The following is a 25934-nucleotide window of genomic DNA, read 5'->3' on the forward strand; positions in this document are numbered from 1 at the left end:
CGGCGGCGCGGCGGTTCCCTGTCGGACACTTCCGTCACCTGCCGGGAGTCGGGGTCGGGGTGGTGGTCGCCGTCGTCGTGGGGGCCGCGGCTGTGGCGGACGTGGCCGCGGTGCTGGGAGTGGGGGCCGGGTCGGACGGCTCGGTGCCGGTGGCGGACTCGCTGCCCGTGCTGCCCGTGGGTGCGGTCAGTGCCTCGGGGGCGAGGACCAGCGGGGCGGAGGCGGCGGTGGGCGCGGGGCTGGGCGAGCCCTTGACGGTGCCGTCGGGGGCGAGGAAGGCGGGATCGCCGCCGGGCACCATGCCCAGCTCGCGGGCGCGGCGCTGAAGGGCGCGGGGAGCGGAGTAGGCGTCGATGTCCCGCTGGAGCGCCTGCTCCTCGTCGGTGAGCTCCTTCGTCCGCTGTTTCAGGTCGTCCAGCTGGAACGAGCCCTCACTCAGGGCGGAGTTCAGCACCAGGAGCCCGATGAGGCCGCCGCCCAGGAGGACGACCACGAGGAGGACGAAGGGCGCCCGGGCCGCCTGGCCGCGTGGGCCGCCCGGCGGGAGCAGCTGGGCGAGCCGGGCCGCCCTGCCCTTCAGTTCGGGTTTCCTACTCACTCGCCCTCCCCTCGGCCCGGGTGGACCGTCCGCACCCGCGCCTGGCCTGCCTCGCTCGCTTCACCCGATGGACTCCCTGATGCGCTGGGCTCCGCGCAGCCGTGCCGGTGCCGCCCGCCGGTTCTCGGCGATCTCCTCCTCGGTGGGAAGTTCGGCACCGCGCGTGAGCAGCTTGAGCCGTGGCGCGTAGCGTTCGGGGACCACCGGCAGTCCGGGCGGCGCGGTGTTGGCCGCGCCGGCCGCGAACACCTGCTTGACCAGCCGGTCCTCCAGCGAGTGGTACGACAGCACGGCGATCCGGCCGCCCACGGCGAGGGCCTCGACGGCGGCCGGGATCGCCCGCTCCAGGACGGACAGCTCGCCGTTGACCTCGATGCGCAGGGCCTGGAAGGTGCGCTTGGCCGGGTTGCCGCCGGTGCGCTTGGCGGCCTGCGGCAGCGCGGCGCGGATCAGCTCCACGAGCCGGGCGCTGTTGCTGAACGGCTCCTTCTCGCGCTCGCGCACGACCGCGGAGACGATCCGCTTGGCCTGCTTCTCCTCGCCGTAGGCCCGCAGGATGCGGACGAGTTCGCCCGGCGGGTACGTGTTGAGGACCTCGGCGGCGCTCATGCCGGTCGTCTGGTCCATGCGCATGTCGAGCGGGGCGTCCTGGGCGTAGGCGAAGCCGCGGTCCGCCTCGTCGAGCTGCATGGAGGAGACGCCGAGGTCGAACAGCACGCCCTGGACGCGCGGGACGCCGAGCCGGTCGAGTACGTCGGGCAGCTCGTCGTAGACGGCGTGCACCAGGGTGGCGCGCTCGCCGTACGGCGCGAGCCGCTCACCGGACAGGCGCAGGGCCTCCTTGTCCCGGTCGAGGGCGACGAGCCGGGCCTCGGGGAAGCGTTCGAGGAGCGCCTCGCTGTGCCCGCCGAGTCCCAGCGTGCAGTCGACGACCACGGCACCCGGCTCCTCGAGGGCGGGCGCCAGCAGGTCCAGGCACCGCTGGAGCATCACCGGGACGTGTCGACTCTGGCTCAAGTGGGGCGGCCTCTCAGGTCCGGCACGGCGTCACGCACCGCCGGGTCCCCTCCCGCTCGCTCGTGAAGGGGAGGCCTGCCGGCGCCGGAAGCGTCGGCCGGCCAGGAGCGGGAGGAGGCCGAGCCGTACGTACGCGCCGCGCACGTGGGGAGATCTGGCGGGACGTCGCCCAGCTCTCCGGGGATTTCAGTCCAGCAGGGAGAGCCTCGCCTCCCGCTTCGCGTCACTTTAGTCCACCCTGTCGCCCGGTCAATCAACCGGCCTGCGCGTCGCGGAGGCCGGCGGGCACGAATCGGCGCGGGGCGCTACTTCACTCGTGCGGAGGCACCCGTAAGGGTCTGTGGAGTGGCTCACAACAGAATGCGATGGCCATCTTTGTCCCGCTTCACAGCGAGCCCGGCACAAAGGTGGCCAGTAACGTCATGGTTATGACGACTTCTGCATCGATTCCCGCGGACTCCGGGTGCGGCACGACGGGCAACGGCACCACCGTCGACGGGCTCGTCGAGGCGAACGCGCGCTACGCCGCCGAGTTCGCCGACGCCGAACTGGCGGGCCGCCCCGCTCTCCGGACCGCCGTCGTGGCCTGCATGGACGCGCGCCTGGACGTGACCGCCGCGCTCGGCCTGCGCAACGGCGACTGCCACGTCATCCGCAACGCGGGCGGTGCCGTCACCGACGACGTGATCCGCTCCCTCACCATCAGCCAGCGGGCGCTCGGCACCCGCAGCGTGGTCCTCGTCCACCACACGGCGTGCGGCATGGAGACCCTCACCGAGGAGTTCCGGCACGAGCTGGAGCTGGAGGTCGGTCAGCGCCCCGTCTGGGCGGTGGAGTCCTTCCGGGACGTCGACCAGGACGTACGGCAGTCCGTCGAGCGGGTCCGGACCTCGCCCTTCCTGCCGCACACGGACGACGTGCGCGGCTTCGTCTACGACGTGAAGACGGGCCGGCTCCGTGAGGTCGACCCCGTCTGATCCGGCCGCCCGCCCCGATGATCCCGCCCTGGTGATCCCGTCACGCAAGCACCGCAAAGGCCGTAAGGCCCGACATATCGCGGCCAGTTGTCCACAGGCGAGTGACACGAATCGGTAACGGCAGCAAGAATGCGGGAAGTGGTGTCGTGCGGAACTTTTTCCGCACGGTGTCCGTGATTCGGGGTGGGCCGGTCCGCGGTGTGTGGCCGTCCCGGCAAGTTGGGGTACCCCCGCTTCTCAGGGAGCGGGGGAAAGGCCGAGGAGGGCCGGGTGACGACCTATGACGATCAGGCGAGCCATGGGGGCGCCCCCGCGCGAGCGTATTCGAGCGTGGGGGACGATCTGACCGCTGTGGTCGAGCGGGTACGCGGTTCGGTGGAGAGCGTGATCGAGGGGAAACCCGAGGTCGTACGGCTCTCGCTGACCGTGCTGCTCGCCGAGGGCCATCTGCTGATCGAAGACGTCCCGGGGGTCGGCAAGACCATGCTGGCCAAGGCGCTGGCGCGGTCCATCGACTGTTCCGTGCGCCGGATCCAGTTCACGCCGGACCTGCTGCCCTCGGACATCACCGGCGTGTCCATCTGGGACCAGCAGCGCCGGGACTTCGAGTTCAAGCCCGGCGCGATCTTCGCGCAGGTGGTGATCGGCGACGAGATCAACCGCGCCTCTCCGAAGACGCAGTCCGCGCTGCTCGAGTCGATGGAGGAGCGCCAGGTCACCATCGACGGCCAGACCTACGAGCTGCCCAGCCCCTTCATGGTGGTGGCGACGCAGAACCCGGTCGAGATGGAGGGCACCTACCCGCTGCCGGAGGCCCAGCGCGACCGCTTCATGGCGCGGGTCTCCATCGGCTATCCCAGTCCGGACGCCGAGCTGCAGATGCTCGACGTGCACGGCGGGGTGAACCCGCTGGACGACCTGCAGCCGGTGGCGCACGCGCACGAGATCCTGAAGCTGGTCGAGGCGGTCCGGGGCGTCCACGTCGCCGACCCGGTCCGGCGGTACGCCGTGGACCTGGTCGCCGCCACGCGCACCCACCCGGACCTCAGACTCGGCGCCTCGCCGCGCGCCACGCTGCATCTGCTGCGCGCGGCGAAGGCGTCCGCCGCCCTGAGCGGCCGGGAGTACGCGCTGCCGGACGACGTGCAGGCCCTCGCGGTCGCCGTCCTGGCCCACCGCCTGCTGCCCACCGCCCAGGCCCAGCTCAACCGCCGCACCGCCGAGCAGGTCGTCCAGGAGATCCTGCAGCGCACACCGGTGCCCGCGGCGCCCCAGCAGCAGACGGGCTTCGGCGTGAGCCGCGGCGCGCCGGCGTATCCCCAGCAACCGCCCCGGAGGCTGTGATGGACGCCGGGGGGACGGACCGGTCGGACGCCGACCGGGGCGAGGGCGGCGGCTTCCGCACCGCCCTGACCGGTCTGACCACCCGCGGACGGTCCTTCCTGGCCGCCGGCATCGCCGCCGCGGTCTGCGCCTACGTGCTCGGGCAGAGCGACCTGCTCCGCGTCGGACTGCTGCTGAGCGTGCTGCCGCTGGTCTGCGCGACCCTGCTCTACCGCACGCGCTACCGAGTGGCGGGCAGCCGCCGGCTCTCCCCCGGGCGGGTGCCTGCGGGCAGCGAGGCCCGGGTGCACCTGCGCATCGACAACGTCTCACGGCTCCCCACCGGTCTGCTGATGCTCCAGGACCGAGTGCCCTACGTGCTCGGACCGCGCCCCCGCTTCGTCCTCGACCGGGTGGAGCCGGGCGGTCGCCGCGAGGTGTCCTATCGGGTCCGCTCGGACCTGCGCGGCCGCTATCCGCTGGGCCCGCTCCAACTGCGCCTGACCGACCCGTTCGGGCTGTGCGAGCTGACCCGCTCCTTCTCGACGTACGACACCCTGACCGTGATCCCGCGCGTGGAGGCGCTGCCGCCGGTGCGGCTGAGCGGCGAGGCACGAGGGTACGGCGAGGGGCGGCAGCGCTCTCTCGCGCTGGCGGGCGACGACGACGTGATCCCGCGCGGGTACCGCTACGGCGACGACCTGCGGCGCGTGCACTGGCGCTCCACCGCGCGCTACGGCGAGCTGATGGTGCGCCGCGAGGAGCAGCCGCAGCGCGCCCGCTGCACGGTGCTTCTGGACACCCGGGTCGTGGCCTACGAGGGCGCCGGCCCGGACTCGGCCTTCGAGTGGGCGGTGTCGGGCGCCGCGTCCGTGCTGGTGCACATGCTGGAGCGGGGCTTCTCCGTCCGGCTGCTCACCGACAGCGGCGACTCGGTGCCCAGCGAGGGCTCCGACGGCTTCGCGGGCGCGAGCCAGGGCACGGCCGACGCGGCCGGGCTGATGATGGACACCCTCGCGGTGATCGACCACTCCGACGGCACGGGTCTGTCCCGGGCGTACGACGTGTTGCGCGGCGGGAACGAGGGGCTGCTGGTGGCGTTCTTCGGCGACCTGGACGAGGAGCAGGCCACGGTGGCCGCCAAGATGCGGCAGCGCAGCGGCGGTGCCGTCGCCTTCGTCCTGGACAGCGAGACCTGGGCACGGGAACCGGCCGACGTGCCCGGTCCGTTGGACAGGAGCGAGGAACGGCTGCGGATGCTGCGCGAGGCGGGCTGGACCGCCGTGACCGTGCCGCGGGGCACCACCCTGGAGGAGATGTGGCGCCTGACGGACCACGAACGCACCGGCCTCGCGACGGCGACCGGCGGGGAGGGCACGCGATGAGCCGGAAAGCACGGCCGACGCGGGACACAGGGGAGACGGCCATGCCCCGACGACACACGCGACAGGCGGACCACGAACACACCCGCCCCGCGACGGCGACCGGCGGGGAGGGCACGCGATGAGCCGGAAAGCACGGCCGACGCGGGACACAGGGGAGACCGCCATGCCCCGACGACACACGCGACAGGCGGACCACGAACACACCCGCCCCGCGACGGCGACCGGCGGGGAGGGCACGCGATGAACCGGAAAGCACGGCCGGCGCGGGACACAGGGGAGACGGCCATGCCCCGACGACACACGCGACAGGCGGACCACGAACACACCCGCCCCGCGACGGCGAGCGGCGGGGAGGGCACGCGATGAGCCGGAAAGCACGGCCGACGCGGGACACAGGGGGGACGGCCGTGCCCCGACGACACACGCAGCGGGCGGAGCACGGATACACCCGCCCCGCGGCGGCCACGGGCCGGGAGGGCACGCGATGAGCGGGCGGGCGCGGCTGGCGCTGTGTGCGTGGGCGGCGACGCTGATGGCGGCGTGCGCGCTGCTGCCCCTGGTCGACCCGGCCACGTGGATCCTGCAGGCCGCGTTCCTGCTGGCGGTCCAGTCCGCGGTGGGCGCGGCGGCGCGCCGGGTGCCGCTGGCCCGGCCGCTGACCATCGCCGCGCAGGCCCTGGTCACGCTGGCGCTCCTGACCCTGGTCTTCGCCCGGCAGCACGCCCTCGCCGGGCTGATTCCCGGCCCGCAGGCCTTCCAGCACTTCGCCGACCTGCTGCAACAGGGCGGCGACGACATCGCGCGGTACGCGATCCCGGCGCCGCTGGAGTCCGACGGCATCCGGCTGATGCTGGTCGGCGGCGTCCTGGTGATCGGCCTGCTGGTAGACACCCTCGCGGTGACCTTCCGCAGCGCCGCCCCGGCCGGGCTGCCGCTGCTCGCGCTGTACTCGGTGGCCGCCGGCCTGTCCGAGGGCGGCACCGACTGGCTGTGGTTCCTGATCGCGGCGGCCGGCTATCTGATGCTGCTCCTGGCAGAAGGGCGTGACCGGCTCTCGCAGTGGGGCCGGGTCTTCGGCGGCGCGCCACGCACCCCGGGCGGGGAGCAGGCGGGCGTGGTCGCCCCCGTCCGCACGGGGCGGCGCATCGGCGCGTTCGCGCTGGGCATCGCCCTGGTGGTGCCGCTCGCCCTGCCCGCGATGAACGGCGGGCTGCTGGACAGCGCCGGGACGGGCGTCGGCTCCGGGACCGGGGGCGGCGGCACGATCTCCGCGGTGAACCCTCTGGTCTCCCTGCGCGACAGTCTCAACGTCGACGAGAACCGACAGGTCCTCTCCGTCGAGACCGATACCGACGACATCTCCAACCTGTACCTGCGCATCGTGTCCCTGGACGACTTCGACGGCACCACCTGGAAGCCGTCCAAGCGGAACATCACCGCCGTGCCGGACGGCACGTTCCCCACGCCGATCGGCCTCGGCCCCGACACCAGGCGCACGCAGACCCGCACCACCATCACGGCCGCGGACTGGTACGCCCAGGACTGGCTGCCGATGCCGTACCCACCGAGCGGCGTGCGGATCGCCGGCAACTGGCGCTATGAACCCGTCGGCATGACACTGGTCGGCGACCACGGGCAGAACACGCGCGGGCTCACGTACGAGGTGCGGAGCCTGAACGTGCAGCCGACGGCGGACCAGCTCGCCGCCGCACCGCAGCCGTCCACGGCGCTGAAGCGGGAGTACACCGAGCTGCCGGACTCGCTGCCCGATGTCGTCTCCCGGGTCGCCCGCCAGGTGACCGCCGGTGCGGCGAACCCCTACGAGCAGGCGGTCAAGCTCCAGGAGTACTTCGCGATCAACGGCGGTTTCGAGTACGACACCCAGGTCAAGGTGGGCAGCGGCTCGCAGGCGATCGCCCGCTTCCTCGAGGACAAGCAGGGCTTCTGCGTCCACTTCTCCTTCGCCATGGCGGCGATGGCCCGCTCGCTGGGCATACCGGCCAGGGTGGCGGTCGGCTTCGCGCCGGGCTCCCCGCAGGCCGACGGCTCGGTCTCGGTGGGGTTGCGGGACGCGCACGCCTGGCCCGAGGTGTACTTCGAGGGCGTGGGCTGGACCCGCTTCGAGCCGACGCCGACCCGTGGCTCGACCCCGTCGTACACCGTGACGGAGACGCCGGGCAGTTCGGTGCCGGACCCCGCGCTGCCGTCCCGGAACCCGCAGGCGGAGCCGTCGGCGGCGCCCTCGGAGAGCGAGAGCTGCTCGGCCCAGGACAAGAAGCTGGACGCCTGCGCCAGCGAGTCCGCAGCGGCCGTGCCGGTCACCGGCGGAAACGGGCCGAAGTGGTACGCGGTGCTGGGCTGGGCCGCGGGTGGGCTCGCGGTGCTGCTGGTCCCGTTGGCGCCGATGCTGTGGCGGCTGCGTACCCGGACGGTACGGCTGGGGGCGCACGGCCGCAGCGAGGCGGACGCGGGCCCGCACACTCTGGCGGTCTGGCAGGAGCTGACCGATACGGCATGGGACTTCGGGATCACGCCGGAGGAGTCGCAGACCCCGCGCAAGGCGGCGGCCCGGATCGTCCGGCTCGGGCAGCTCGATCCGACGGCCGCTGCGGCGGTGCACCGGGTGGCGGACGCGGTGGAGCAGGTTCTCTACGCACCGCGGCCCCGCCTGACAGCGGGTCTCACGGAGGACGTCCACCGGGCGAGCGCCGGTCTGCGGGCCACCGTCAGCCGCGGCACACGACTGCGCGCACTGTTCGCCCCGCGTTCGACCGTACGGGTGGCCTGGGCGGTGTCGGCCCGGTGGACTGCCCTGAAACAGCGGGCAGCGGCGGCCCGGCCGACGCTGCGGAAGGCGTCGGGGCAGCGAGGCTGAACCGACTGGCTGCGCGGAGACACGGCCTGGGCGGGAGCGCCCTGGTCGGTCCCGGGGGGCCCTGACCGATTCCGGGGATCCCTGGCCGATTCCGGGGCCCCGGGCCGGTCCCAGGGTGATCCCGGGCCGGTCCCGGGGTGATCCGGGCCGATCCCAGGCCGATCCCGGGTCGGTCCCGGGGTGATCCCGGGGTGATCCCGGGGTGATCCCGGGGTGATCCCGGGGTGATCCCGGGGTGATCCCGGGGTGATCCCGGGGTGATCCCGGGGTGATCCGGGCCGATCCCAGGCCGATCCCAGGCCGATCCCCGGCCGACCCCGGGCCCGCCCAGGTCAGGACCCCAGGTGACCTGCTGTGCCCCAGCGACCGATCGGCCTTGCCTCCGGTGCGGGTGGATCAGGCCACGCCCCGGGCGCGGCGTACATGGGTAAGCGTGAGGGGGTGACCACCCGGTCGGTGGTCACCCCCTCACGCAGATGTCCTGGTGAGCGGCGGCTCGGGCGCTACTGGCCGCCCTGCTGCTCATCCCTGCGCCGTTGCCAGCGCTCGTCGATGCGGTCCATCATGGAGCGCTTCTGCCGTTGCTGACGGCGCGCCTGCGGTCCGGCAGCTGCGGCCGGCTGCTCGCCCGGCTTGGGCGCCTTTCGCCAGCCGGTCACGGCGAGGACCGCGCAGCCCAGCATGACGAGGAAGCCCACCACACTGAGCCAGACCTGCTGGGCGACCATACCGGCCATGAGGAGCGCAATACCTACGAGGAAGCCCGCGACCGCCTGGTAGACCCGTCGCCGGGTGTACGTACGCAGCCCGCTTCCCTCGAGCGCTGTCGCGAACTTGGGATCTTCGGCGTACAGCGCTCGCTCCATCTGCTCGAGCATGCGCTGCTCGTGCTCCGAGAGCGGCACGGAGTCCTCCTCATCGTGCAGTCGCCGGGGCGACCCGGGGGGGTCCCTTCAGGATAGGCAGGGAATCGCCCCCGTGAAACCCGCCCCTCTACGCCAATTGGCCAACCGGTCTCCGTCATGGCCGTGCCGGCTCGCTGAAGTTCACATTCCCCAGCGGCCGACCCGTCATGCCGGGCGGTCTCCCTCGATCATACGGCGACTGGCCCCCGTTCGGGGGGCCTGTGGCGTACTCCATCTGCAGTCGCGTCCCTGATCAGGGCCTTACCCCACCAGTTGGCTCAGGCCTCTTGGGCCCCTCGTGTCTCACCGAGCACGTGAAGCTGTGTGGCCACGGAGTGGAACGCGGCGAGTTCGGCCGCCGCGGCCTCCAGCTTCAGCAGCGCGTCCATGGCACCTGGCTCCGTGTCGACCAGCACCCCGGGAACGAGGTCGGCGAAGACCCGCACGCCGTGCACGGCGCCGATCCGGAGCCCCGCGGCCTCGACCAGTCCGGTGAGCTGTTCGGCGGTGAACCGGCGGGGCACGGGGTCACCCGTGCCCCAGCGGCCGTCCGGGTCGTCGAGGGCCTGCCGGGCCTCCGTGAAGTGGCCGGCGAGGGCGCGCGCGAGCACGGCCCCGCCGAGCCCCGCGGCGAGCAGGCTGAGGACGCCCTCGGTGCGCAGGGCGGCCACCACGTTGCGGATGCCCTCCGCGGGGTCGTCCACGTACTCCAGGACGCCGTGGCACAGCACCGCGTCGTAGCCGCCGCGCTCGACCACGTCGAAGAGGCCGTGGGCGTCGCCCTGGACGCCTCGCACCCGGTCGGCGACGTCGGCCTCGGCGGCTCGGCGCTCCAGGGCGAACAGGGCGTTGGGGCTCGGGTCGACGACGGTGACGCGGTGGCCGAGGCGGGCCACGGGCACCGCGAAGTTGCCGCTGCCGCCCCCGGTGTCCAGGACGTCCAGCGCCTGGCGGCCCGTGGCCTTGACCCGGCGGTCCAGGGCGTCCTGGAGGACGTCCCAGACCACGGCGGTACGAAGGGCGGCTCGGGAACGCGAGGGCTCGGAGCGCGGCGACGCCGTTTGCGGGCGGGGTTGGGAGACGGGCGGGCGCATCGGGTCCGACACGGCAGTTGACTCCTCGGCGCGGCACCGCCTCGGGCACGGGCGGAGCGAACGGGCTGCCGCCCCGGCCCGGGTGCGGGAAGGGGCAGGCTTCAGGCGCCTCCCACCCTATTGCCTCCGGTACGCCGACCGGTCACCCCGTGCCACCGGCCCCCGGAGGTGCCCTGCGTGGTCTCCACCCGAAGGCGCCCGTGCGCCTCCGCCCGGAGAGGCACCGCGCACCCCAACCCGGAGGCGCTCCGCGCGGTCTCCGCCCGAAGGCGCCCCGCGCACCCCAGCCCGGAGGCGCTCCGCGCGGTCTCTCCCCCCGGAGACGCACCACGCCCCCGCGCCCAAAGGCGCCCCGCACGGTCACCGCCCGGAGATGTCCGGCGCACTCCCGCCCCCGAGGTGCACCACGCGCCCCGGCTCGGCGGTGCACCGTGAACCCTCGGCCGGAGGTGCCCGGCGGGCCGGGGCCGTCGGAGCGCTCATCCAGCGTCCGGCAGTTCGCGGCCCGCGCGGTCACCGCCCGACCGCTCCCTGCCCGGACGGTCGAAGCCCGGACGGTCGAAGCCAAGGCGCCCGGAATCGGGACGCCCGGAGTCGGAGCGCACGGAGTCGGAGCGACCGGGCGCGTAGTGGCCCGAGTCGGAGCGACCAGGCGCGTAGTGGCCGGAATCGGAGCGGACGGGCGCCGGAGGGCCGGAATCGGAGCGACCAGGCGCGTAGTGGCCGGGGTCGGAGCGGAGGGGCGCCGGGAGGCCGGAATCGGGGCGACCGGGCGCCGGAGGGCCGGAATCGGAGCGGACGGGCGCGTAGTGGCCGGGGTCGGAGCGGACGGGCGCCGGGCCGTCGGGGTCGATGTGGTCCGGGTTCGGGTGGTCCGTGTCGGGGCGGGGCTGGGGCAGGACCGGCTGGAGGACCAGCATCCGCTCCACGAGGCGCAGGAACATCGCCACGTCGCGTATCAGGTCGTCGGCGTCCCGGCGGTTGGCCGCGCCCTCGATGCCCGCCTCGGCCCGTGCCCGGCGCCGGGCACCCGAGGCGAACAGCGCGCTCCAGTCGGAGAGCTCGGGCGCGATCTCCGGGAGCACTTCCCAGGCGCTGCGGATACGGGCCCGGGCCCGCGGGGTAGTCTCGGGGCGGCCTCGCGCGGCGAGCACCGCGGCGGCGGTGCGCAGGGCGGCCAGATGGGCCGTCGCGTAGCGCTCGTTCGGTGTCTCGAGGACGGTGGCCTCCTCCAGTCCGGCCCTGGCCTGGGCGAGCAGGTCGAGGGCGGCGGGCGGGGCGGTTGTCCGGCGGAGCACGGGGTGCACGTCGCTCGCCGGGCCGGTCAGTGAGGGTGCAGGGCCGGCTGCGCGGCGCCGCCGGGCGGCGGCTGCGGACGAGTGGGCCATGACGATCCTCCTGTCGTCTCCGTGACGGCACGCTCTGCTACGAGGTGCCGTATGTGCCCATAGTGAGGTATGCCACTGACAATCCATTCTGACCTGCACTTTTGCTTCGATCGTAGGTTCGGGTCGGACCGGGAGTGGAGCCGCGCACCCTGCGGTGACACCCCCGGGCGGAGTGCTGTGACAATCGGGACATGGAAAGCAGCAGCGCCACCTCGCAGGGCAGCAGCCGCCGCGAAGCCACCCGGCAGAAGCTCTACGAGGCGGCCGTCACCCTCATCGCCGAGCAGGGCTTCTCCGCCACCACCGTGGACGAGATCGCCGAACGCGCCGGGGTCGCGAAGGGCACGGTCTACTACAACTTCGCCAGCAAGTCCGTCCTCTTCGAGGAGCTGCTGCGCCATGGTGTCGGCCTCCTCACCGTGTCGCTGCGGGAGGCGTCGGAGCGGACGGCGCGGGAGGGACGCGGCCGGGTTGACGCCCTGGACGCGATGATCCGCGCGGGGCTCGTCTTCATCGACCGCTACCCGGCCTTCACCCAGCTGTACGTGGCCGAGCTGTGGCGTACCAACCGGGCCTGGCAGTCCACGCTGCTGGTGGTCCGGCAGGAGGCCGTCGCGGTCGTGGAGGGCGTGCTGCGCGAGGGCGTGGCGAGCGGTGAGTTCAGCGACGAGATCGACGTGCCGCTGACCGCCGCCGCACTGGTCGGCATGGTCCTGGTGGCCGCGCTGGACTGGAAGTCGTTCCAGCCGGAACGCTCACTCGACGACGTGCACGCGGCCCTGTCGCGGCTGCTTCAGGGACGCGTGAGCGGCCGCCCCTGAGACGCCGGCCGCACACGGTCCGCCGACCGGGCGCAATCCACCGGTGGGGCACGAAGGGCGCCGGTCCGTGGTGGCCGCGTCCCCCGCGGGCCACCGTCGGACCGGCGCCTTCTCCTGCTCCCCCGTACGTCCCCCCGTTGGAACCCCCGTTCTCGGTCGTTCCCCCGGGCTCCCCCGTGCCTCGCTCCCGCCGACCGCGGCCGGCGGAAGGAGCGGATCGCGGGCCCGGCTCCGTTCCGGCGCCCCGTGTCGCCGGTTCCGGAGCCGTGCCCCTCTCCGTGCCTCCACTCTCTCGTTCACGCAGGCAGGGGCCCATCCGCGCCCGTACTCATCTGGGCGGCTAGGTACGGATACTCAGTGGTGCGCATCCCGGCTCACGGCGGCGCGCTCCCGGCCGGTCACCCGCGCGTCCGTCGCGGTACTCAGGCCGACCCGGTCGCCGACCGTTCCCGCAGGTGTACGGCCCGGCGGCCCCTGGGGCCGGATTGTCGGTGGTGGCGGATAAAGTCCCTGGCATGGCACGGATTGCGGTGATCGGCGCCGGGATGGGCGCGATGGCGGCCGCCGCCCGGCTGGCCGTCGCGGGCCACCGGGTGGCGGTGTACGAGCGGACCCGGACGTACGGCGGAGCCCTGGGCCGCGTCGAGCGGGACGGTTTCTCCTTCGACACCGGGCCCGGTCTGCTGCCGTTGCCCGCGGTCTGGCGCGATCTGTTCGTCAAGACCGGCAAGGAGCCGCTGGAATCCTGTGTCGAGCTGGTCCAGGTCGACCCGTCGTCACGGCACGTGTTCGCGGACGGGACGGAGGTGTCGCTGCCGAACGCCTCGCGGGCGGGCGTCGTCGCCGCCCTGGCCGAGGCACTCGACTCGACCGCCGCGCGGCGCTGGGGCGACTTCCTGGTGCGGGCCCGGGAGACCTGGGACCGGACGCGCCGCCCGCTCCTGGAGGAGCCGCTGTGGCCGAACTGGAAGGTGCTCGCCGAGCGCGAGCCCTATCCCGCGGTCCCGCACAAGCGGCTCCTGCGTACCCGCCGGGCCGGCACGCTCGCCGAGGTCGGCGCCTGGGAGCTGCGGGACGCCCGGCTCGCCGCCCTCCTGGAGAGCCACGCGCTCGCGTACGGCCTTGATCCACGGACCGCCCCGGCGAACACCGCCGTCCTGCCGTACATGGAGTACGCCTTCGGTGTCTGGTACGTGCGCGGCGGCGGTCTGCGGGAGCTGGCGCGGGCGGTGTACGAACGGTGCCTGGCCCGCCGGGTCGAGTTCCACTTCGGCGCCGAGGTCACGGGGCTCGTCGAGAAGGACGGCCGGGTGGCGGGTGTACAGCTGGCCGAAGGGGCGGTGGCCGAGACGGAGTTCGTGGTCGCCGGTGTGGCGCCCGGTGTGCTGGACCGCCTCTGCGGCGGGTCGACGGTGCGGGGCGACGGCGAGGTGCCGCCGCAGCGCGGGTCGGCGAGCCGGCTGACGGTTCTGCTGGCGCTGCGGGGCGGCCGTCCGGAGGGCACCGCGCACCGTACGGTGGTGCACGCGCCGGACCGCGAGGCGGAGCTGGACGCGCTGTTCGGTCCGGCACCCGGCCTGCCCGCCCGACCGACCGTCACGGTCCTGCGTCCCGAGGACCCGGCGCTGGTCCCGGACGCGGACCACGAGGCGGTCACCCTGACCTCGGTGGTGCCCGCGGGCGGCGAAGCGCACGCCGAGGGCCACGCCGAGCGCCTCGTCGAGGCCGCCGAGCGTGCGATACCGGGTCTGCGCGACCGTCTCCTGTGGCGCGAGGTGCGCACCCCGGCCGATGTCGCGGCGGCGACCGGTGTGGAGGGCGGCGCGGTTCCGGTTCCGGCGCTGGCCGGAGCCGACGGACGGCTGCTGCACCCGGCGAACGGCACGCGCGTGGGCGGGCTGTTCACGGTCGGCGGCTGGTCGCACCCAGGCGGGGGGCTGCCGCACGCGGGTATGTCGGGCGCGCTGGTCGCCGGACTGGTCGTGGAAGGACCGGGGTTCCGGGGCTCCCAGTGAGCGGTCAGGGGCCGGGCCGGCCGCCGAGCCCCTGAGACTTCGTCAGAAGCGGTACTGCTCGTCGTAGCCCTGCCCCTGGCCCTGGCCCTGCGTCTGGCCGTTGCCCTGGTAGGGGTACGTCTGCTCCGGCGGGAGTTCGCCGCCGTAGGGGTCGTCGGTGCTGCGCTGCTGTGGCACCCACACCCCGCCGGCCGGGGTCTCGCCGCCGTAGCCGCCGGGCGTGCCGGTGGCGTACTGGTCCTGCCCGTAGCCCTGCTGGCCGTACTGCTGGCCGCCGGTCGTGTCGTAGGAGCCGGTGTCGTACGACGCCCCGCTGTAGTTGTGGGTGCCGATGTACGGGTCGGAGTAGGCGGCGTACTGCTGCTGGCCGCCGTTGTCGTAGCCGTACCCCTGCTGCCCGTAGCCCGAGTAGTCGTAGGCGTAGGACTGGTCGGCGCCCTGCGCGGCGGCGGCCGGTGCCTGCTGGTCGTGGCCGTAGCCGGCGTCGGCGTACACGCCGTACGAGCCGGTGTCGTCCGGCATGGGCTGCGGCTCGTAGACGGCGGTGGTCTCCGCGGCCGTGGGGTCGGCGGGGCGGGCGGGGGTGAAGACGTCGTCGCGGTCGTAGTCGTCGCGGCCGTATTCGTCGCTGCCGTAGGGCAGGCCGTCCTGACCCGGTGCGTGGCCCTGCGCGCGGTCGTCGTAGGCGTCGTGGTCGCCCCGGCCGCCCTCGGCCGCCTCGAGTCCGGACACCTGCAACGTCGGTTCCTGGCGGCCTCGTTCGGGACAGCCGCGCCTGCCGACGAGGCTCGCCGGGGCGTTGACCGCCCACCCGGCCTCGAAGCCGCGGCGGAACGACAGCGTGACGTAGGTCTGGCCGACGGCGAACGCGGCCGCGCCCAGCCCGATGACGATCACGTTCGACATGAGCACACCGGCCACGACGCCGACGAAGCCGCCGAAGGCGAGCAGCCGCCAGCGCAGCCGCGCCTTGTACTGCAGCAGCACCTCACCGAGCAGCCACAGCGCGACGACGCCGAACGCGATGTAGAGGACCGTCCAGCCCATGTACGCCCCTCTCCCAGTGGCCGTTACGCAGTGTGTCGTAAATATGTGCGGCCGGTCTAGGCCCGCGGTGGGTGGTGCAGGCCCAGGTTCTCGTAGATTTCCAGCGTCGCAGTGGAGTTGTTCAGCGTGATGAAGTGCAGTCCGGGGACGCCCTCGGCCAGCAGCCGCGCGCAGAACTCCGTGGCGAACTCGATACCAATGGAGCGTACAGCGGTCGGATCGTCCTTTGCTGTGAGGATCCGCTCTTTCAGCTCGGCCGGGAACGAGGCGTTGCTGAGCTTTGGCAACCTCTCCAGCATCTTCACACTGGTCACCGGCATGACCTCGGGGATGACCGGGGTCTCGCAGCCGGCCGCGGCGACCCTGTCGCGCAGGCGCAGGTAGGACTCGGGCTGGAAGAACATCTGCGTGATCGCGTAGTCGGCGCCGGCCCGGCACTTGTCGACGAAGTGCGTCACGTCGGTGTCCCAGTCGGCGGAGCGCGGGTGCATCTCGGGGAAGGCCGCGACGCCGACGCAGAAGTCGCCCGACTCCTTGATGAGGCGGACCAGTTCGGCGGCGTAGGTCAGGCCCTCGGGGTGCGCGAGCCAGTCGGCCGTCGGGTCGCCGGGCGGGTCGCCGCGCACGGCCAGCATGTTGCGGATCCCGGCGTCGGCGTACTGGCCGATGATGTTGCGCAGCTCGGCGACGGAGTGGTCGACGGCGGTGAGGTGGGCCACGGGGGTCAGTGTCGTGTCGGCGACGATCTGCTGGGTCTCCTTGACCGTCCCCGCGCGCGTGGAACCGCCGGCGCCGTAGGTCACGGAGACGAAGTCGGGGGCGACCGCCTCCACCCGCCGCAGCGCGCTCCACAGGTTCTTCTCGCCCTTGGCCGTCTTCGGCGCGGAGAACTCGAACGAGTACGTCGTCTTGCCGGACGCGAGCATGTCGCGCACGGTGCGTGCGCGATCAGTCCTGGTGGATGCGGTTCCGAGGGCCATACGGGCAGGTTAGCCAGGGGGCGGCGGTCACCCAACCGGATGCGGGATATTTGTCCGCATTGTCGAGTTGTTGTCCACCCCTTGGACACATGCCTCCTGCACTCGCCTACGCCTGCCGCAGTCGCTTCGCGAACTCGGCCGCAGCGGCACCCGGGTCGTCCGCCGCGGTGATCGCCCGGACGACCACGACGCGCCGGGCGCCGACCTCCAGCACCTCGTCGAGGTTGCCGAGGTCGATACCGCCGATGGCGAACCAAGGGCGGTCCGTGCCGAGTGCGGCCGTGTGCCGGACCAGGTCGAGGCCGGGGGCGTGGCGGCCGGGCTTGGTGGGAGTCGGCCAGCACGGGCCGGTGCAGAAGTAGTCGACGCCGTCCTGGACGGCGGCAGCGGCGGCCTCGGACTCGGCGTGCGTGGAGCGGCCGACGAGGACGTCGTCGCCGAGGATCGCGCGGGCGGCGGGCACCGGGAGGTCGCCCTGCCCGAGGTGCAGCACGTCGGCGTGGGCGGCGTGGGCGACATCCGCCCGGTCGTTGACCGCGAGGAGCTTGCCGTGGCGGGCACAGGCATCGGCGAAGACCTGGAGGTGCTCCAGCTCCTCCCCCGCCTCCATGCCCTTGTCGCGCAGCTGCACGATGTCGACGCCTCCCGCCAGTACCGCGTCCAGGAACTCGGGCAGGTCGCCCTGGCCGCGGCGGGCGTCCGTGCACAGGTAGAGACGGGCGTCGGCGAGCCGGGCGCGGGCGGTCGCGGCGGTGTCGGGCATGCGGATGTCCCCCAGGTCGGTGGCGTGAGCCCGCGGTGGACCGCGCGGCCTTGGCTTGTGTCCCGAGGATACGGAGCGTGCCTTGCCACGGTCGCCTCGCGGCCCGCCGGCGCGGGGAGGCCGCCGCTCCCGGCCCCCCGGAACCGGGAGGCCGCCGCTGCCGGAGGCCGCGGGCTCCCCCTCGGCCCCGAGAAACACGGCGGCAGCGGGTCGCGGCCGTGGCGTACGGGACCGCGGACCGTCATGGCCGCTGGGGACCGTGGGCCGCGGCCCGTACGCCGGGCGGTGCCTGTCAGGTCAGACGGCGAGCGCCTGGGCGCGGCGCTTCACCTCCGTGCCGCGGTTCTCGCTCAGCGCCTGGGCGGGGGTGCCGGGCAGGGTCTCGTCGGGTGTGAAGAGCCACTCCAGCATCTCCTCGGCCGAAAAGCCGTCGTCCCGCAGCAGCGTCAGGGTCCCGACCAGGCCCTTGACGACCTTGTCCTCGTCGATGAAGGCCGCGGGGATGTGCAGCGCGCGGTTCTCACCGCGCCGTACGGCGATGAGCTGGCCTTCCTTGATCAGCTGGCGTACGCGGGTCACCTCGACGCCGAGCATCTCGGCGATGTCGGGGACGGTGAGCCAGGCAGGCACGAGAGCATCGATCTTTGCGTCAATCTCGGTCACGTCTCAAGCCTGCCATCTGCCACTGACAGTCGGAAACCAGACCCGTCCGACCCGGGCCGCCGCACCCGGGCGGAGGGGCTACGCCGTCGCCGCCTTGAGCGGCCTCGCCGGGTCGGCCAGCAGCCGCGGGTCCATCGTCGTGCCCGCCTGGATCAGGCGCTTGCCCTGGGCCAGATCCCGGGGGCGGCCCACCGCCAGCAGGGCGACCAGGCGGTCCTCGCGCAGCCAGCAGACCGTCCAGGCGGGTCCCGAGGGGTCGCCGCGCCACAGGGCGGTGTCGGCGGCCGTGTGATGACCGGCGTACTGGACGAAGCGGCCGAACTGCTCGGACCAGAAGTACGGCACCGGGTCGTAGGCCACCGGGGCCTCGCCGGTGGCGTTGCCGATGATGTTGGCGGCGACCGTGCGCGGGCCCTGGAGGGCGTTGTCCCAGTGGTGCACCAGCAGCCGTTCGCCGTAGCGGCCGGAGGGGAAGGACGCGCAGTCGCCGACCGCGTAGACGTCCGGGACGGAGGTGCGCAGGCGGTCGTCGGCCAGGATGTCGCCGTGCGCGCCGAGGTCGATCCCGGAGCCGGCGAGCCAGGTGGTGGCGGGCCGGGCGCCGATGCCGACGACGACCGCGCCGGCGGGCAGCCGCGAGCCGTCGTCGAGCACGACGACGTGGCCGGGCTCGCCGGGCTCGCCGGACTCCCCGGGACCGCCCGTCTCGACGCGATCCACGCGCGCGTGGGTGCGCAGTACGGCGCCCGAGTCGGCGTACCAGTCGGTCATCGGCGCGGCGACCTCGGCGGGCAGCGCGCCGGCCAGGGGCCGGTCGGCGGCCTCCACGACGGTCACGGCGCAGCCCGCCTCGCGCGCGGCGGTGGCGAACTCGGCGCCGATCCAGCCCGCGCCGACGACCACGATGTCGTGCTGCCGGGCGAGCACCGGCCGCAGCCGTTCGGCGTCGTCCAGGGTGCGCAGCAGGTGCACGCCGGGCACCCCCTCCGTGCCGGGCAGCCGGATCGGTTCGGCGCCGGTCGCGAGGACGAGGACGTCGTACGGCACGGGTCCGGCGGAGGTGTCCAGGACGTGTGCGTCGGGGCGGACGCCCAGGGCCTCGCAGCCGAGCCGCAGGGTGATGCCGAGTGCCTCGAAGTCGACGTCGAAGGCCGAGCCCTCGGCCGTGCCGAGCAGGATCGCCTTGGACAGCGGGGGACGGTCGTACGGCTGGTGCGGCTCCGCGCCGATCAGGGTCACGGTGCCGGTGAAGCCCTGTTCCCGCAGCGCGACGGCGGTCTGCACCCCAGCCATCCCCGCGCCCACCACGACCACGCGGCGCTCCGCGTCCGCTCCCCGTTCCCGGGTCTGCTCCTGCGTCTGCTCGCTCACCTGATCACCTTAGACACCGACGTTGTGTCAGTCAGTGCTCGTGCGCGGTGACCTGCTCCACAACGCTCGTCCCGCTGCCCCGCTGCGACTCCCACTCCCAGGTCTCGTCCAGGCGCACCCGCCCGTCCGGCAGCTCGGCGACGGTCGACACGCAGTGCCCCGACGACGTACTTCCGTCGGTCTTGAGCTGCACGTACCGGAAGTCGAGGCGGTCGCCCTCTCTGGTGCCCACCAGACGGCCGCGGACGACGTCACCGCCCGCGTACTCGGCCCATACGGCGCCGTCCTGCTCGTGGTAGGTGAACCGGGTCCGCGTACCCACCTGGCCGGGCGCCTGGTCGGCGACGGGGGCGAGAACGAGACCGTCGAGTGAACGCGCCACGGGCGGAGGCTCCCTTACAAGTGCGATGCGCTGCGGGCTAGGGTGGCCAACGTAAAGCACTCGCGGGAGCCCGGACGCACCGGGCTGAGAGGGAGGCTGGCGGCCTCCGACCGTACGAACCTGATCCGGGTCATGCCGGCGAAGGGAGGGGCTGGACGCCCATGTCGTCACCGCCGACTTCTGCTTCCGTGTCCAGATCTGCCGCGACGAACGCGACCGCCGCGGCGATCGCGACAGCCGCGCCGTCGCGTACGCCGGACGTCCTCGTCGTCGGGGGCGGGATCATCGGCCTGGTCACCGCCTGGCGGTCCGCGCAGCGCGGGCTCGCCACGGCCCTCGTCGACCCCGAGCCGGGCGGCGGGGCCGCCCAGGTGGCCGCCGGGATGCTGGCCGCCGTCACGGAGCTGCACTACGGCGAGCAGACGCTGCTCGCGCTGAACCTCGCCTCGGCCCGCCGCTACCCGGAGTTCGCGGCCGAGCTGGCCGACCTCACGGGGCACGACCTCGGTTACCGCCGGTGCGGCACACTCGCCGTCGCGCTGGACGCCGACGACCGGGCCCATCTGCGGGAACTGCACGCGCTTCAGCAGCGGTCGGGCCTGGAGTCCGAGTGGCTGTCGGGGCGCGAGTGCCGACGCCTGGAGCCGATGCTCGCGCCGGGTGTGCGCGGAGGGCTCCGGGTGGACGGCGACCATCAGATCGACCCTCGGCGCCTCGCCGCCGCGCTCGTGGCCGCCTGCGCACGCGCGGGCGTCGTCTTCCACCGGGCGTGGGCCGACCGGCTCACCGTCGTGCGCGGCGGCGAGCGGGCCACGGGTGTCGTCACGGCCGACGGCACCGCGCTGGAGGCCGGGCAGGTGGTGCTGGCCGGGGGCAGCCTGAGCGGACGGCTCACGGGCGTCCCGGACGAGGTCCTGCCGCCGGTGCGGCCCGTGAAGGGGCAGGTGCTGCGGCTGACGATGCCGCGGACGCACGGACCGCTGCTGAACCGGACGGTGCGTGCCGTGGTGCGCGGCAACCCCCTCTACCTGGTGCCCCGGGAGAACGGCGAGCTGGTCGTCGGCGCCACCAGCGAGGAGCTGGGCTGGGACACGACGGTGACCGCGGGCGGCGTCTACGAGCTGCTGCGCGACGCCCACGAGCTGGTCCCCGGCATCACCGAGCTGCCCCTGCGGGAGACCCGCGCGGGTCTGCGCCCCGGCTCCCCGGACAACGCCCCGCTGCTCGGTCCGACCGGGCTGGAGGGCCTGCAGCTGGCCACCGGGCACTTCCGCAACGGCGTCCTGCTCACCCCGGTCACCGGCGACGCCATGGCGCACGCCCTGACCACCGGGGAGCTGCCGGCCGAGGCCCGCCCCTTCACCCCCCGGCGCTTCGGCGCCGCCCCCGCACTACCGGAACTCTCGGAGCAGCCCGCATGAACATCTCCGTCAACGGCGAGCCGCGCCAGGTGGCTCCGGGCACGGCCCTGGACGCCCTGGTGGGCACGCTCACCGCGGCGCCGTCCGGTGTGGCCGCCGCCCTGAACGAAACCGTCGTCCCGCGCGCGCGGTGGTCCGCCACCGCGCTGGCCGACGGCGACCGCGTCGAAGTCCTCACCGCCGTCCAAGGAGGCTGACCATGGCCGACGATCCCTTTGTCCTCGGCGGTACGTCCTACGGGTCCCGCCTGATCATGGGCACCGGCGGGGCGCCCAGCCTCGACGTGCTGGAGCGCGCGCTCGTGTCCTCCGGGACCGAGCTGACGACCGTCGCGATGCGGCGCGTGAACGCCTCGGTGCACGGGTCGGTGCTGTCGGTGCTGGAGAAGCTCGGCATCCGGGTGCTGCCGAACACGGCGGGCTGCTTCACCGCCGGGGAGGCGGTCCTCACCGCCCGGCTCGCGCGCGAGGCCCTCGGCACCGATCTGGTCAAGCTGGAGGTCATCGCCGACGAGCGCACCCTGCTGCCGGACCCGATCGAGACGCTGGACGCGGCCGAGACGCTGGTCGACGACGGGTTCACGGTGCTGCCGTACACCAACGACGACCCGGTCCTGGCGCGGAAGCTGGAGGACGTCGGATGCGCGGCGATCATGCCGCTCGGCTCGCCGATCGGGTCGGGGCTGGGCATCCGCAACCCGCACAACTTCGAGCTGATCGTGGAGCACGCGCGCGTGCCGGTGATTCTGGACGCGGGGGCCGGTACGGCGTCGGACGTGGCGCTCGCGATGGAGCTGGGGTGTGCGGGTGTGATGCTCGCCTCGGCGGTGACGCGGGCGCAGGAGCCGGTGCTGATGGCTGCCGCGATGCGCTCCGCGGTGGAGGCGGGGCGGTTGGCCCGGCGGGCGGGGCGGATTCCGCGGCGGCATTTCGCCGAGGCGTCGTCTCCTGCGGAGGGCTTGGCGGTTCTTGATCCGGAGCGGCCCGCTTTTCGGTGAGCCCGGGCTGTCCTGCCGTCTTCTTCTCCCACCCACGCACCACCCGTTTCCAGTCGGACAAGAGGTGGGCCTCGCCCGTGGGGGTGCATCGCCGTCGGCGGCCGGCCGGGCGTGCGTTGGGGTAAGAAGCGTCACAGGTCCGCTGCAGTACCGCGCCCGTTCGTCGGTGGCGGCGCCGGGTGTCCGTGGTGGCTCGTAGACTCACCTGCGTGGACACGACCCTTCAGGACCCTCTCGTCGGGCAGGTGCTCGACGGCCGGTACCGCGTCGAGGCGCGGATCGCGGTCGGCGGGATGGCCACGGTCTACCGGGCCGTGGACACCCGCCTGGACCGCGTGCTCGCGCTGAAGGTGATGCACCCGACGCTCGCGACCGACGCCACCTTCGTGGAGCGGTTCATCCGCGAGGCGAAGTCGGTGGCCCGGCTCGACCACCCCAACGTCGTACAGGTGTTCGACCAAGGGGCCGAGGGCGCGTACGTCTACCTGGCCATGGAGTACATCGCCGGCTGCACCCTGCGCGACGTGCTGCGCGAGCGCGGGGCGCTCCGGCCGCGGGCGGCGCTGGACATCCTGGAGCCGGTGCTGGCCGCGCTCGGCGCCGCGCACCGGGCCGGGTTCGTGCACCGGGACATGAAGCCGGAGAACGTCCTGATAGGCGACGACGGCCGGGTCAAGGTCGCCGACTTCGGCCTGGTCCGGGCCGTGGACACGGTCACCAGCACCACCGGATCCGTCCTCGGCACCGTCTCCTACCTGGCGCCCGAGCAGATCGAGCACGGCACCGCCGACCCGAGGGTCGACGTGTACGCCTGCGGCGTCGTCCTGTACGAGATGCTGACCGGCGGCAAGCCGCACGACGGGGACTCCCCCGCCCAGGTGCTCTACAAGCACCTGCACGAGGACGTGCCGCCGCCGTCGGCCGCCGTGCCGGGGATGGCGTACGAGCTGGACGAGCTGGTCGCCTCGGCGACCGCGCGCAACCCGGAGATCCGGCCGCACGACGCCGTGGCGCTGCTCGCGCAGGCCCGCCAGGCGCGCGGGGCGCTGAGCGCGGACCAGCTGGACGCGGTCCCGCCGCAGGCGCTCGCCGCGGAGCACGACAACGCCGAGGACCGGACGAGCGTGATCCCCCGCGCGCTGACCTCCCCCACGCTCGGCTCCGCTCGCGCGGGGGGACCCCCATCCCGGCCGCTCCCCGTCAACGAGGACGAGAACGACGGCACGGCGGACGGGATCGCCTCGAACGGGTTCCCCGCGGACGGAATCAACCGCACCAGTCGGCTGGCCGCTCCCCCGCCTGCGCCGCCCCGGCGCCGCCGGCCGGAGCTGCGGCGCGGCCCGCTGGCGATCGTCGTGGCCGTACTGCTGGTACTCGGCGTCGGCACGGGCGTCTGGTACATCAACTCCGGCCAGTTCACCAAGGTGCCGCCGCTGCTGTCCAAGACCGAGGCACAGGCCCGGGACCGGCTGGCGGACTCCGGGCTGGACGCCGGCAAGGTCCGGCACGCCTACAGCGACACCGTGGAGCGTGGCAAGGTCATCAGCACCGACCCCGGGGTGGGCACCCGCATCCGCAAGAACGACTCCGTGTCGTTCACGATCTCCGACGGCCCCGACACGGTGAAGCTGCCGGACGTCCAGGGCTACAAGCTGGACCGGGCGCGGACCCTGCTGAAGGACGAGGGGCTGGAGCCGGGCATGGTGACCCGGGCGTTCAGCGGCGAGGTCCCCAAGGGCTTCGTGATCTCCACGAAGCCGAGGACGGGCACCACGGTGCGCGCGGGCTCGGCGGTCGCCCTGGTCGTCAGCAAGGGCAGCCCGATCGACCTCCCGGACGTCACCGGCGACGACCTGGCCGACGCGCGGGCCGAGCTGACGGAGGCGGGCCTGAAGGTGAAGGTCGCCGAGGAGCAGGTGAACTCCGGGTACGACCGGGGCCAGGTCGCCCGGCAGACGCCGGACGCGGGCACCCGCGCCGCCGAGGGCGACACGGTGACGCTCACGGTGTCCAAGGGCCCCGAGATGATCGAGGTCCCGGACGTGGTCGGCGACAGCGTGGACGACGCCAAGCGGACGCTGAAGGACGCCGGCTTCCAGGTGGACGAGGACCGTGGTCTGCTCGGACTGTTCGGCGACACCGTGAAGGACCAGTCGGTGGACGGCGGGGACACGGCTCCCAAGGGCTCCACCATCAAGATCACCATCAGGTGACGGTCCTCACGGTCCGGACGCGTGACCTGGCATGACACCCTGAACGGGTGAACAGTCAGCAGTCCGCCCCCTCTCGCACCTCCGCACTCCCCCGCACCCCCGCGCTCTCCGGCACCCCCGCGCTCCCCCGCAATCCCGTCGGCGGTCACGTCCCCGTGGCCGGCGGCCTGCACTCCGTGGGTCTGTCCTACGCCCGTGAGCTGAAGGCGGAGGCCGTGCAGGTCTTCGTCGCCAATCCGCGCGGCTGGGCCACCCCGGCCGGCGACCCGAAGCAGGACGAGGCGTTCCGGGAGGCCTGCGCGGCCGGGTCGCTCCCCGCCTACGTGCACGCGCCGTACCTGATCAACTTCGGCTCGCACACCGAGGCGACGGTGGAGCGGTCGGTGGACTCGCTGCGGCACTCGCTGCGGCGCGGGCGGGCGATCGGGGCGCTCGGCGTGGTCGTGCACACGGGCAGCGCGACCGGCGGCCGGGAGCGGTCGGTGGCGCTGAAGCAGGTACGGGAGTACCTGCTGCCGCTGCTCGACGAGCTCACGCACGACGACGACCCGTATCTGCTGCTGGAGTCGACCGCCGGCCAGGGCGCGTCCCTGTGCTCGCGGGCCTGGGACTTCGGGCCCTACTTCGAGGCGCTGGACGCCCACCCGAAGCTGGGCGTGTGCCTGGACACCTGTCACATCTTCGCGGCGGGGCACGACCTGACCGGACCGTCGGGCATGCACCAGACCCTGGACCTGCTGGTGGACACGGTCGGCGAGGGCCGGCTGAAGCTGATCCACGCCAATGACTCCAAGGACGTGGCCGGGGCCCACAAGGACCGGCACGAGAACATCGGCGCCGGTCACATCGGCGAGGACCCGTTCCGGGCGCTGATGACCCACCCGGCGACCGAGGGCGTGCCGCTGGTCATCGAGACGCCGGGCGGCAAGGAGGGGCACGCGGCGGACGTGGAGCGGCTGAAGAAGCTGCGCGACGGCTGACCCGCGGGGGCCGTACGCGAGGTCAGAGTTCGGGGCCGTCCCCGGGCTCCTCCTGGTAGGAGTAGCGCTGCTCCTGCCACGGGTCGCCGATGTTGTGGTAGCCGCGCTCCTCCCAGAAGCCGCGGCGGTCGGCGGTCATGTACTCGATGCCGCGGACCCACTTCGGGCCCTTCCAGGCGTACAGATGCGGGACAACGAGCCGGAGCGGGAAGCCGTGCTCGGCGGTGAGCAGCTCGCCGTCCTTGTGGGTGGCGAAGAGGGTGCGTTCGGCGGCGAAGTCGGACAGCCGGAGGTTCGAGCTGAATCCGTACTCCGCCCACACCATCACATGGGTGACGGCGGGCTCGGGCGGGGCGAGGTCCAGGATCGTGGCGGCCGGAACGCCGCCCCACTCGGAGCCGAGCATGCTGAACTTCGTGACGCAGTGCAGGTCGGCGACGACCGTGGCGTACGGCAGGGCGGTGAACTCGTCGTGGGTCCATCCGTGCTTCTCGCCGTCGGCGGTGGTGCCGAAGACCCGGAACTCCCAGCGCTCGGGGCGGAACTTGGGGACCGGCCCGTAGTGCGTGACCGGCCAGCCGCGCTGCAGTCGCTGTCCCGGTGGGAGCTCGAACCGCGACGCTCCTTCCGAACCGCCTTCTCCCGATTCGTGTCCCACCGGCTGACCCATGCCTCCATCCTGACAGACCCGGACCGATGCCCCTGACCCGCCCCACTTA

General features: G+C 73.5%; 22 protein-coding genes, 1 pseudogene and 1 riboswitch. Of the genes and pseudogenes, 11 read left to right on the forward strand and 12 right to left on the reverse strand.

Going from position 1 to position 25934, the window contains the following annotated elements:
- Positions 1-34: 34 nt before the first annotated feature.
- Together ACFCZF_RS27235 and rsmH are read right to left on the reverse strand one after the other, a co-directional pair.
- Entirely contained in the window at positions 35-598 is a 564-nt protein-coding gene (locus ACFCZF_RS27235; RefSeq protein ID WP_376673871.1) for a septum formation initiator family protein, read from the reverse strand.
- Positions 599-658: 60 nt separating this feature from the next.
- A complete protein-coding gene (gene rsmH / locus ACFCZF_RS27240; protein ID WP_375916517.1) occupies positions 659-1615 on the reverse strand; it encodes a 16S rRNA (cytosine(1402)-N(4))-methyltransferase RsmH in 957 nt (318 codons plus the stop codon).
- 428 nt (positions 1616-2043) lie between these two features.
- Here rsmH and ACFCZF_RS27245 point away from each other — a divergent pair, with 428 nt between their 5' ends.
- From ACFCZF_RS27245 to ACFCZF_RS27260, 4 genes are all read left to right on the forward strand, one after another.
- Positions 2044-2592: a beta-class carbonic anhydrase gene (locus ACFCZF_RS27245; RefSeq protein WP_376673872.1), complete on the forward strand. Its 549-nt coding sequence runs from the start codon at positions 2044-2046 to the stop codon at positions 2590-2592.
- Between the two features lie 270 nt (positions 2593-2862).
- Positions 2863-3936, forward strand: a complete 1074-nt coding sequence (locus ACFCZF_RS27250; protein ID WP_376673873.1) for an AAA family ATPase — start codon at positions 2863-2865, stop codon at positions 3934-3936.
- Positions 3936-5300, forward strand: coding sequence for a DUF58 domain-containing protein (locus ACFCZF_RS27255; RefSeq protein ID WP_376673874.1), 1365 nt, complete (start codon positions 3936-3938; stop codon positions 5298-5300). The genes ACFCZF_RS27250 and ACFCZF_RS27255 overlap by 1 nt, the downstream gene beginning before the upstream one ends.
- Positions 5301-5784: 484 nt before the next feature.
- Positions 5785-8175, forward strand: coding sequence for a DUF3488 and DUF4129 domain-containing transglutaminase family protein (locus tag ACFCZF_RS27260; protein WP_375916528.1), 2391 nt, complete (start codon positions 5785-5787; stop codon positions 8173-8175).
- A 503-nt stretch (positions 8176-8678) separates the two neighbouring features.
- Here ACFCZF_RS27260 and ACFCZF_RS27265 read toward each other — a convergent pair.
- The 3 genes and pseudogenes from ACFCZF_RS27265 to ACFCZF_RS27275 all read right to left on the reverse strand — a co-directional run.
- Entirely contained in the window at positions 8679-9080 is a 402-nt protein-coding gene (locus tag ACFCZF_RS27265) for a spore wall synthesis complex protein (RefSeq protein ID WP_375916531.1), read from the reverse strand.
- A gap of 278 nt (positions 9081-9358) precedes the next feature.
- A complete protein-coding gene (locus tag ACFCZF_RS27270) occupies positions 9359-10186 on the reverse strand; it encodes a methyltransferase (RefSeq protein WP_375916534.1) in 828 nt (275 codons plus the stop codon).
- Positions 10187-11040: 854 nt separating this feature from the next.
- Positions 11041-11562, reverse strand: a pseudogene (locus tag ACFCZF_RS27275) (SAV_6107 family HEPN domain-containing protein); the annotation flags it as partial.
- 191 nt (positions 11563-11753) lie between these two features.
- Here ACFCZF_RS27275 and ACFCZF_RS27280 point away from each other — a divergent pair.
- Together ACFCZF_RS27280 and ACFCZF_RS27285 are read left to right on the forward strand one after the other, a co-directional pair.
- Complete coding sequence (locus tag ACFCZF_RS27280) at positions 11754-12383, forward strand: TetR/AcrR family transcriptional regulator (protein WP_375916537.1); 630 nt, start codon at positions 11754-11756, stop codon at positions 12381-12383.
- A gap of 515 nt (positions 12384-12898) precedes the next feature.
- Positions 12899-14398 carry a phytoene desaturase family protein gene (locus ACFCZF_RS27285; protein WP_376673875.1) on the forward strand — a complete coding sequence of 500 codons (1500 nt, stop codon included), beginning with the start codon at positions 12899-12901 and terminating at the stop codon, positions 14396-14398.
- 42 nt (positions 14399-14440) lie between these two features.
- On the opposite strand, the gene ACFCZF_RS27290 is transcribed toward ACFCZF_RS27285, so the two are convergent.
- From ACFCZF_RS27290 to ACFCZF_RS27315, 6 genes are all read right to left on the reverse strand, one after another.
- Positions 14441-15445 (reverse strand): hypothetical protein, encoded by a 1005-nt coding sequence (locus ACFCZF_RS27290; RefSeq protein ID WP_376673876.1) that lies wholly within the window; start codon positions 15443-15445, stop codon positions 14441-14443.
- A gap of 56 nt (positions 15446-15501) precedes the next feature.
- Positions 15502-16425 (reverse strand): methylenetetrahydrofolate reductase [NAD(P)H], encoded by a 924-nt coding sequence (metF, locus tag ACFCZF_RS27295; protein WP_376673877.1) that lies wholly within the window; start codon positions 16423-16425, stop codon positions 15502-15504.
- A 106-nt stretch (positions 16426-16531) separates the two neighbouring features.
- A complete protein-coding gene (gene thiE, locus ACFCZF_RS27300) occupies positions 16532-17188 on the reverse strand; it encodes a thiamine phosphate synthase (RefSeq protein WP_375916548.1) in 657 nt (218 codons plus the stop codon).
- Positions 17189-17485: 297 nt separating this feature from the next.
- Positions 17486-17851 carry an Rv2175c family DNA-binding protein gene (locus ACFCZF_RS27305; protein ID WP_375916551.1) on the reverse strand — a complete coding sequence of 122 codons (366 nt, stop codon included), beginning with the start codon at positions 17849-17851 and terminating at the stop codon, positions 17486-17488.
- Between the two features lie 78 nt (positions 17852-17929).
- Positions 17930-19222, reverse strand: coding sequence for an NAD(P)/FAD-dependent oxidoreductase (locus ACFCZF_RS27310; RefSeq protein WP_376673878.1), 1293 nt, complete (start codon positions 19220-19222; stop codon positions 17930-17932).
- 31 nt (positions 19223-19253) lie between these two features.
- Positions 19254-19604 carry a hypothetical protein gene (locus tag ACFCZF_RS27315; RefSeq protein WP_375916557.1) on the reverse strand — a complete coding sequence of 117 codons (351 nt, stop codon included), beginning with the start codon at positions 19602-19604 and terminating at the stop codon, positions 19254-19256.
- 52 nt (positions 19605-19656) lie between these two features.
- A riboswitch (TPP riboswitch) is annotated at positions 19657-19768 on the forward strand.
- Between the two features lie 63 nt (positions 19769-19831).
- Here ACFCZF_RS27315 and thiO point away from each other — a divergent pair.
- From thiO to ACFCZF_RS27340, 5 genes are all read left to right on the forward strand, one after another.
- The gene (gene thiO, locus ACFCZF_RS27320) at positions 19832-21025 is read left to right on the forward strand and encodes a glycine oxidase ThiO (protein WP_376673912.1); all 1194 of its coding nucleotides are present in this window, start codon (positions 19832-19834) and stop codon (positions 21023-21025) included.
- Positions 21022-21222: a sulfur carrier protein ThiS gene (gene thiS, locus ACFCZF_RS27325; RefSeq protein ID WP_375916563.1), complete on the forward strand. Its 201-nt coding sequence runs from the start codon at positions 21022-21024 to the stop codon at positions 21220-21222. The genes thiO and thiS overlap by 4 nt, the downstream gene beginning before the upstream one ends.
- Positions 21223-21224: 2 nt before the next feature.
- A complete protein-coding gene (locus ACFCZF_RS27330; RefSeq protein WP_375916566.1) occupies positions 21225-22022 on the forward strand; it encodes a thiazole synthase in 798 nt (265 codons plus the stop codon).
- A gap of 209 nt (positions 22023-22231) precedes the next feature.
- Positions 22232-24235 (forward strand): Stk1 family PASTA domain-containing Ser/Thr kinase, encoded by a 2004-nt coding sequence (pknB, locus tag ACFCZF_RS27335; RefSeq protein ID WP_376673879.1) that lies wholly within the window; start codon positions 22232-22234, stop codon positions 24233-24235.
- Between the two features lie 47 nt (positions 24236-24282).
- Positions 24283-25215, forward strand: coding sequence for a deoxyribonuclease IV (locus tag ACFCZF_RS27340; protein WP_376673880.1), 933 nt, complete (start codon positions 24283-24285; stop codon positions 25213-25215).
- A gap of 22 nt (positions 25216-25237) precedes the next feature.
- Here the strand turns inward: ACFCZF_RS27340 and ACFCZF_RS27345 are convergent, their stop codons facing one another.
- Entirely contained in the window at positions 25238-25885 is a 648-nt protein-coding gene (locus ACFCZF_RS27345) for a sulfite oxidase-like oxidoreductase (RefSeq protein WP_376673881.1), read from the reverse strand.
- Positions 25886-25934 lie beyond the last annotated feature (49 nt).

The organism is Streptomyces sp. NPDC056296, from assembly GCF_042268605.1.
Classification (GTDB): Bacteria; Actinomycetota; Actinomycetes; order Streptomycetales; family Streptomycetaceae; genus Streptomyces.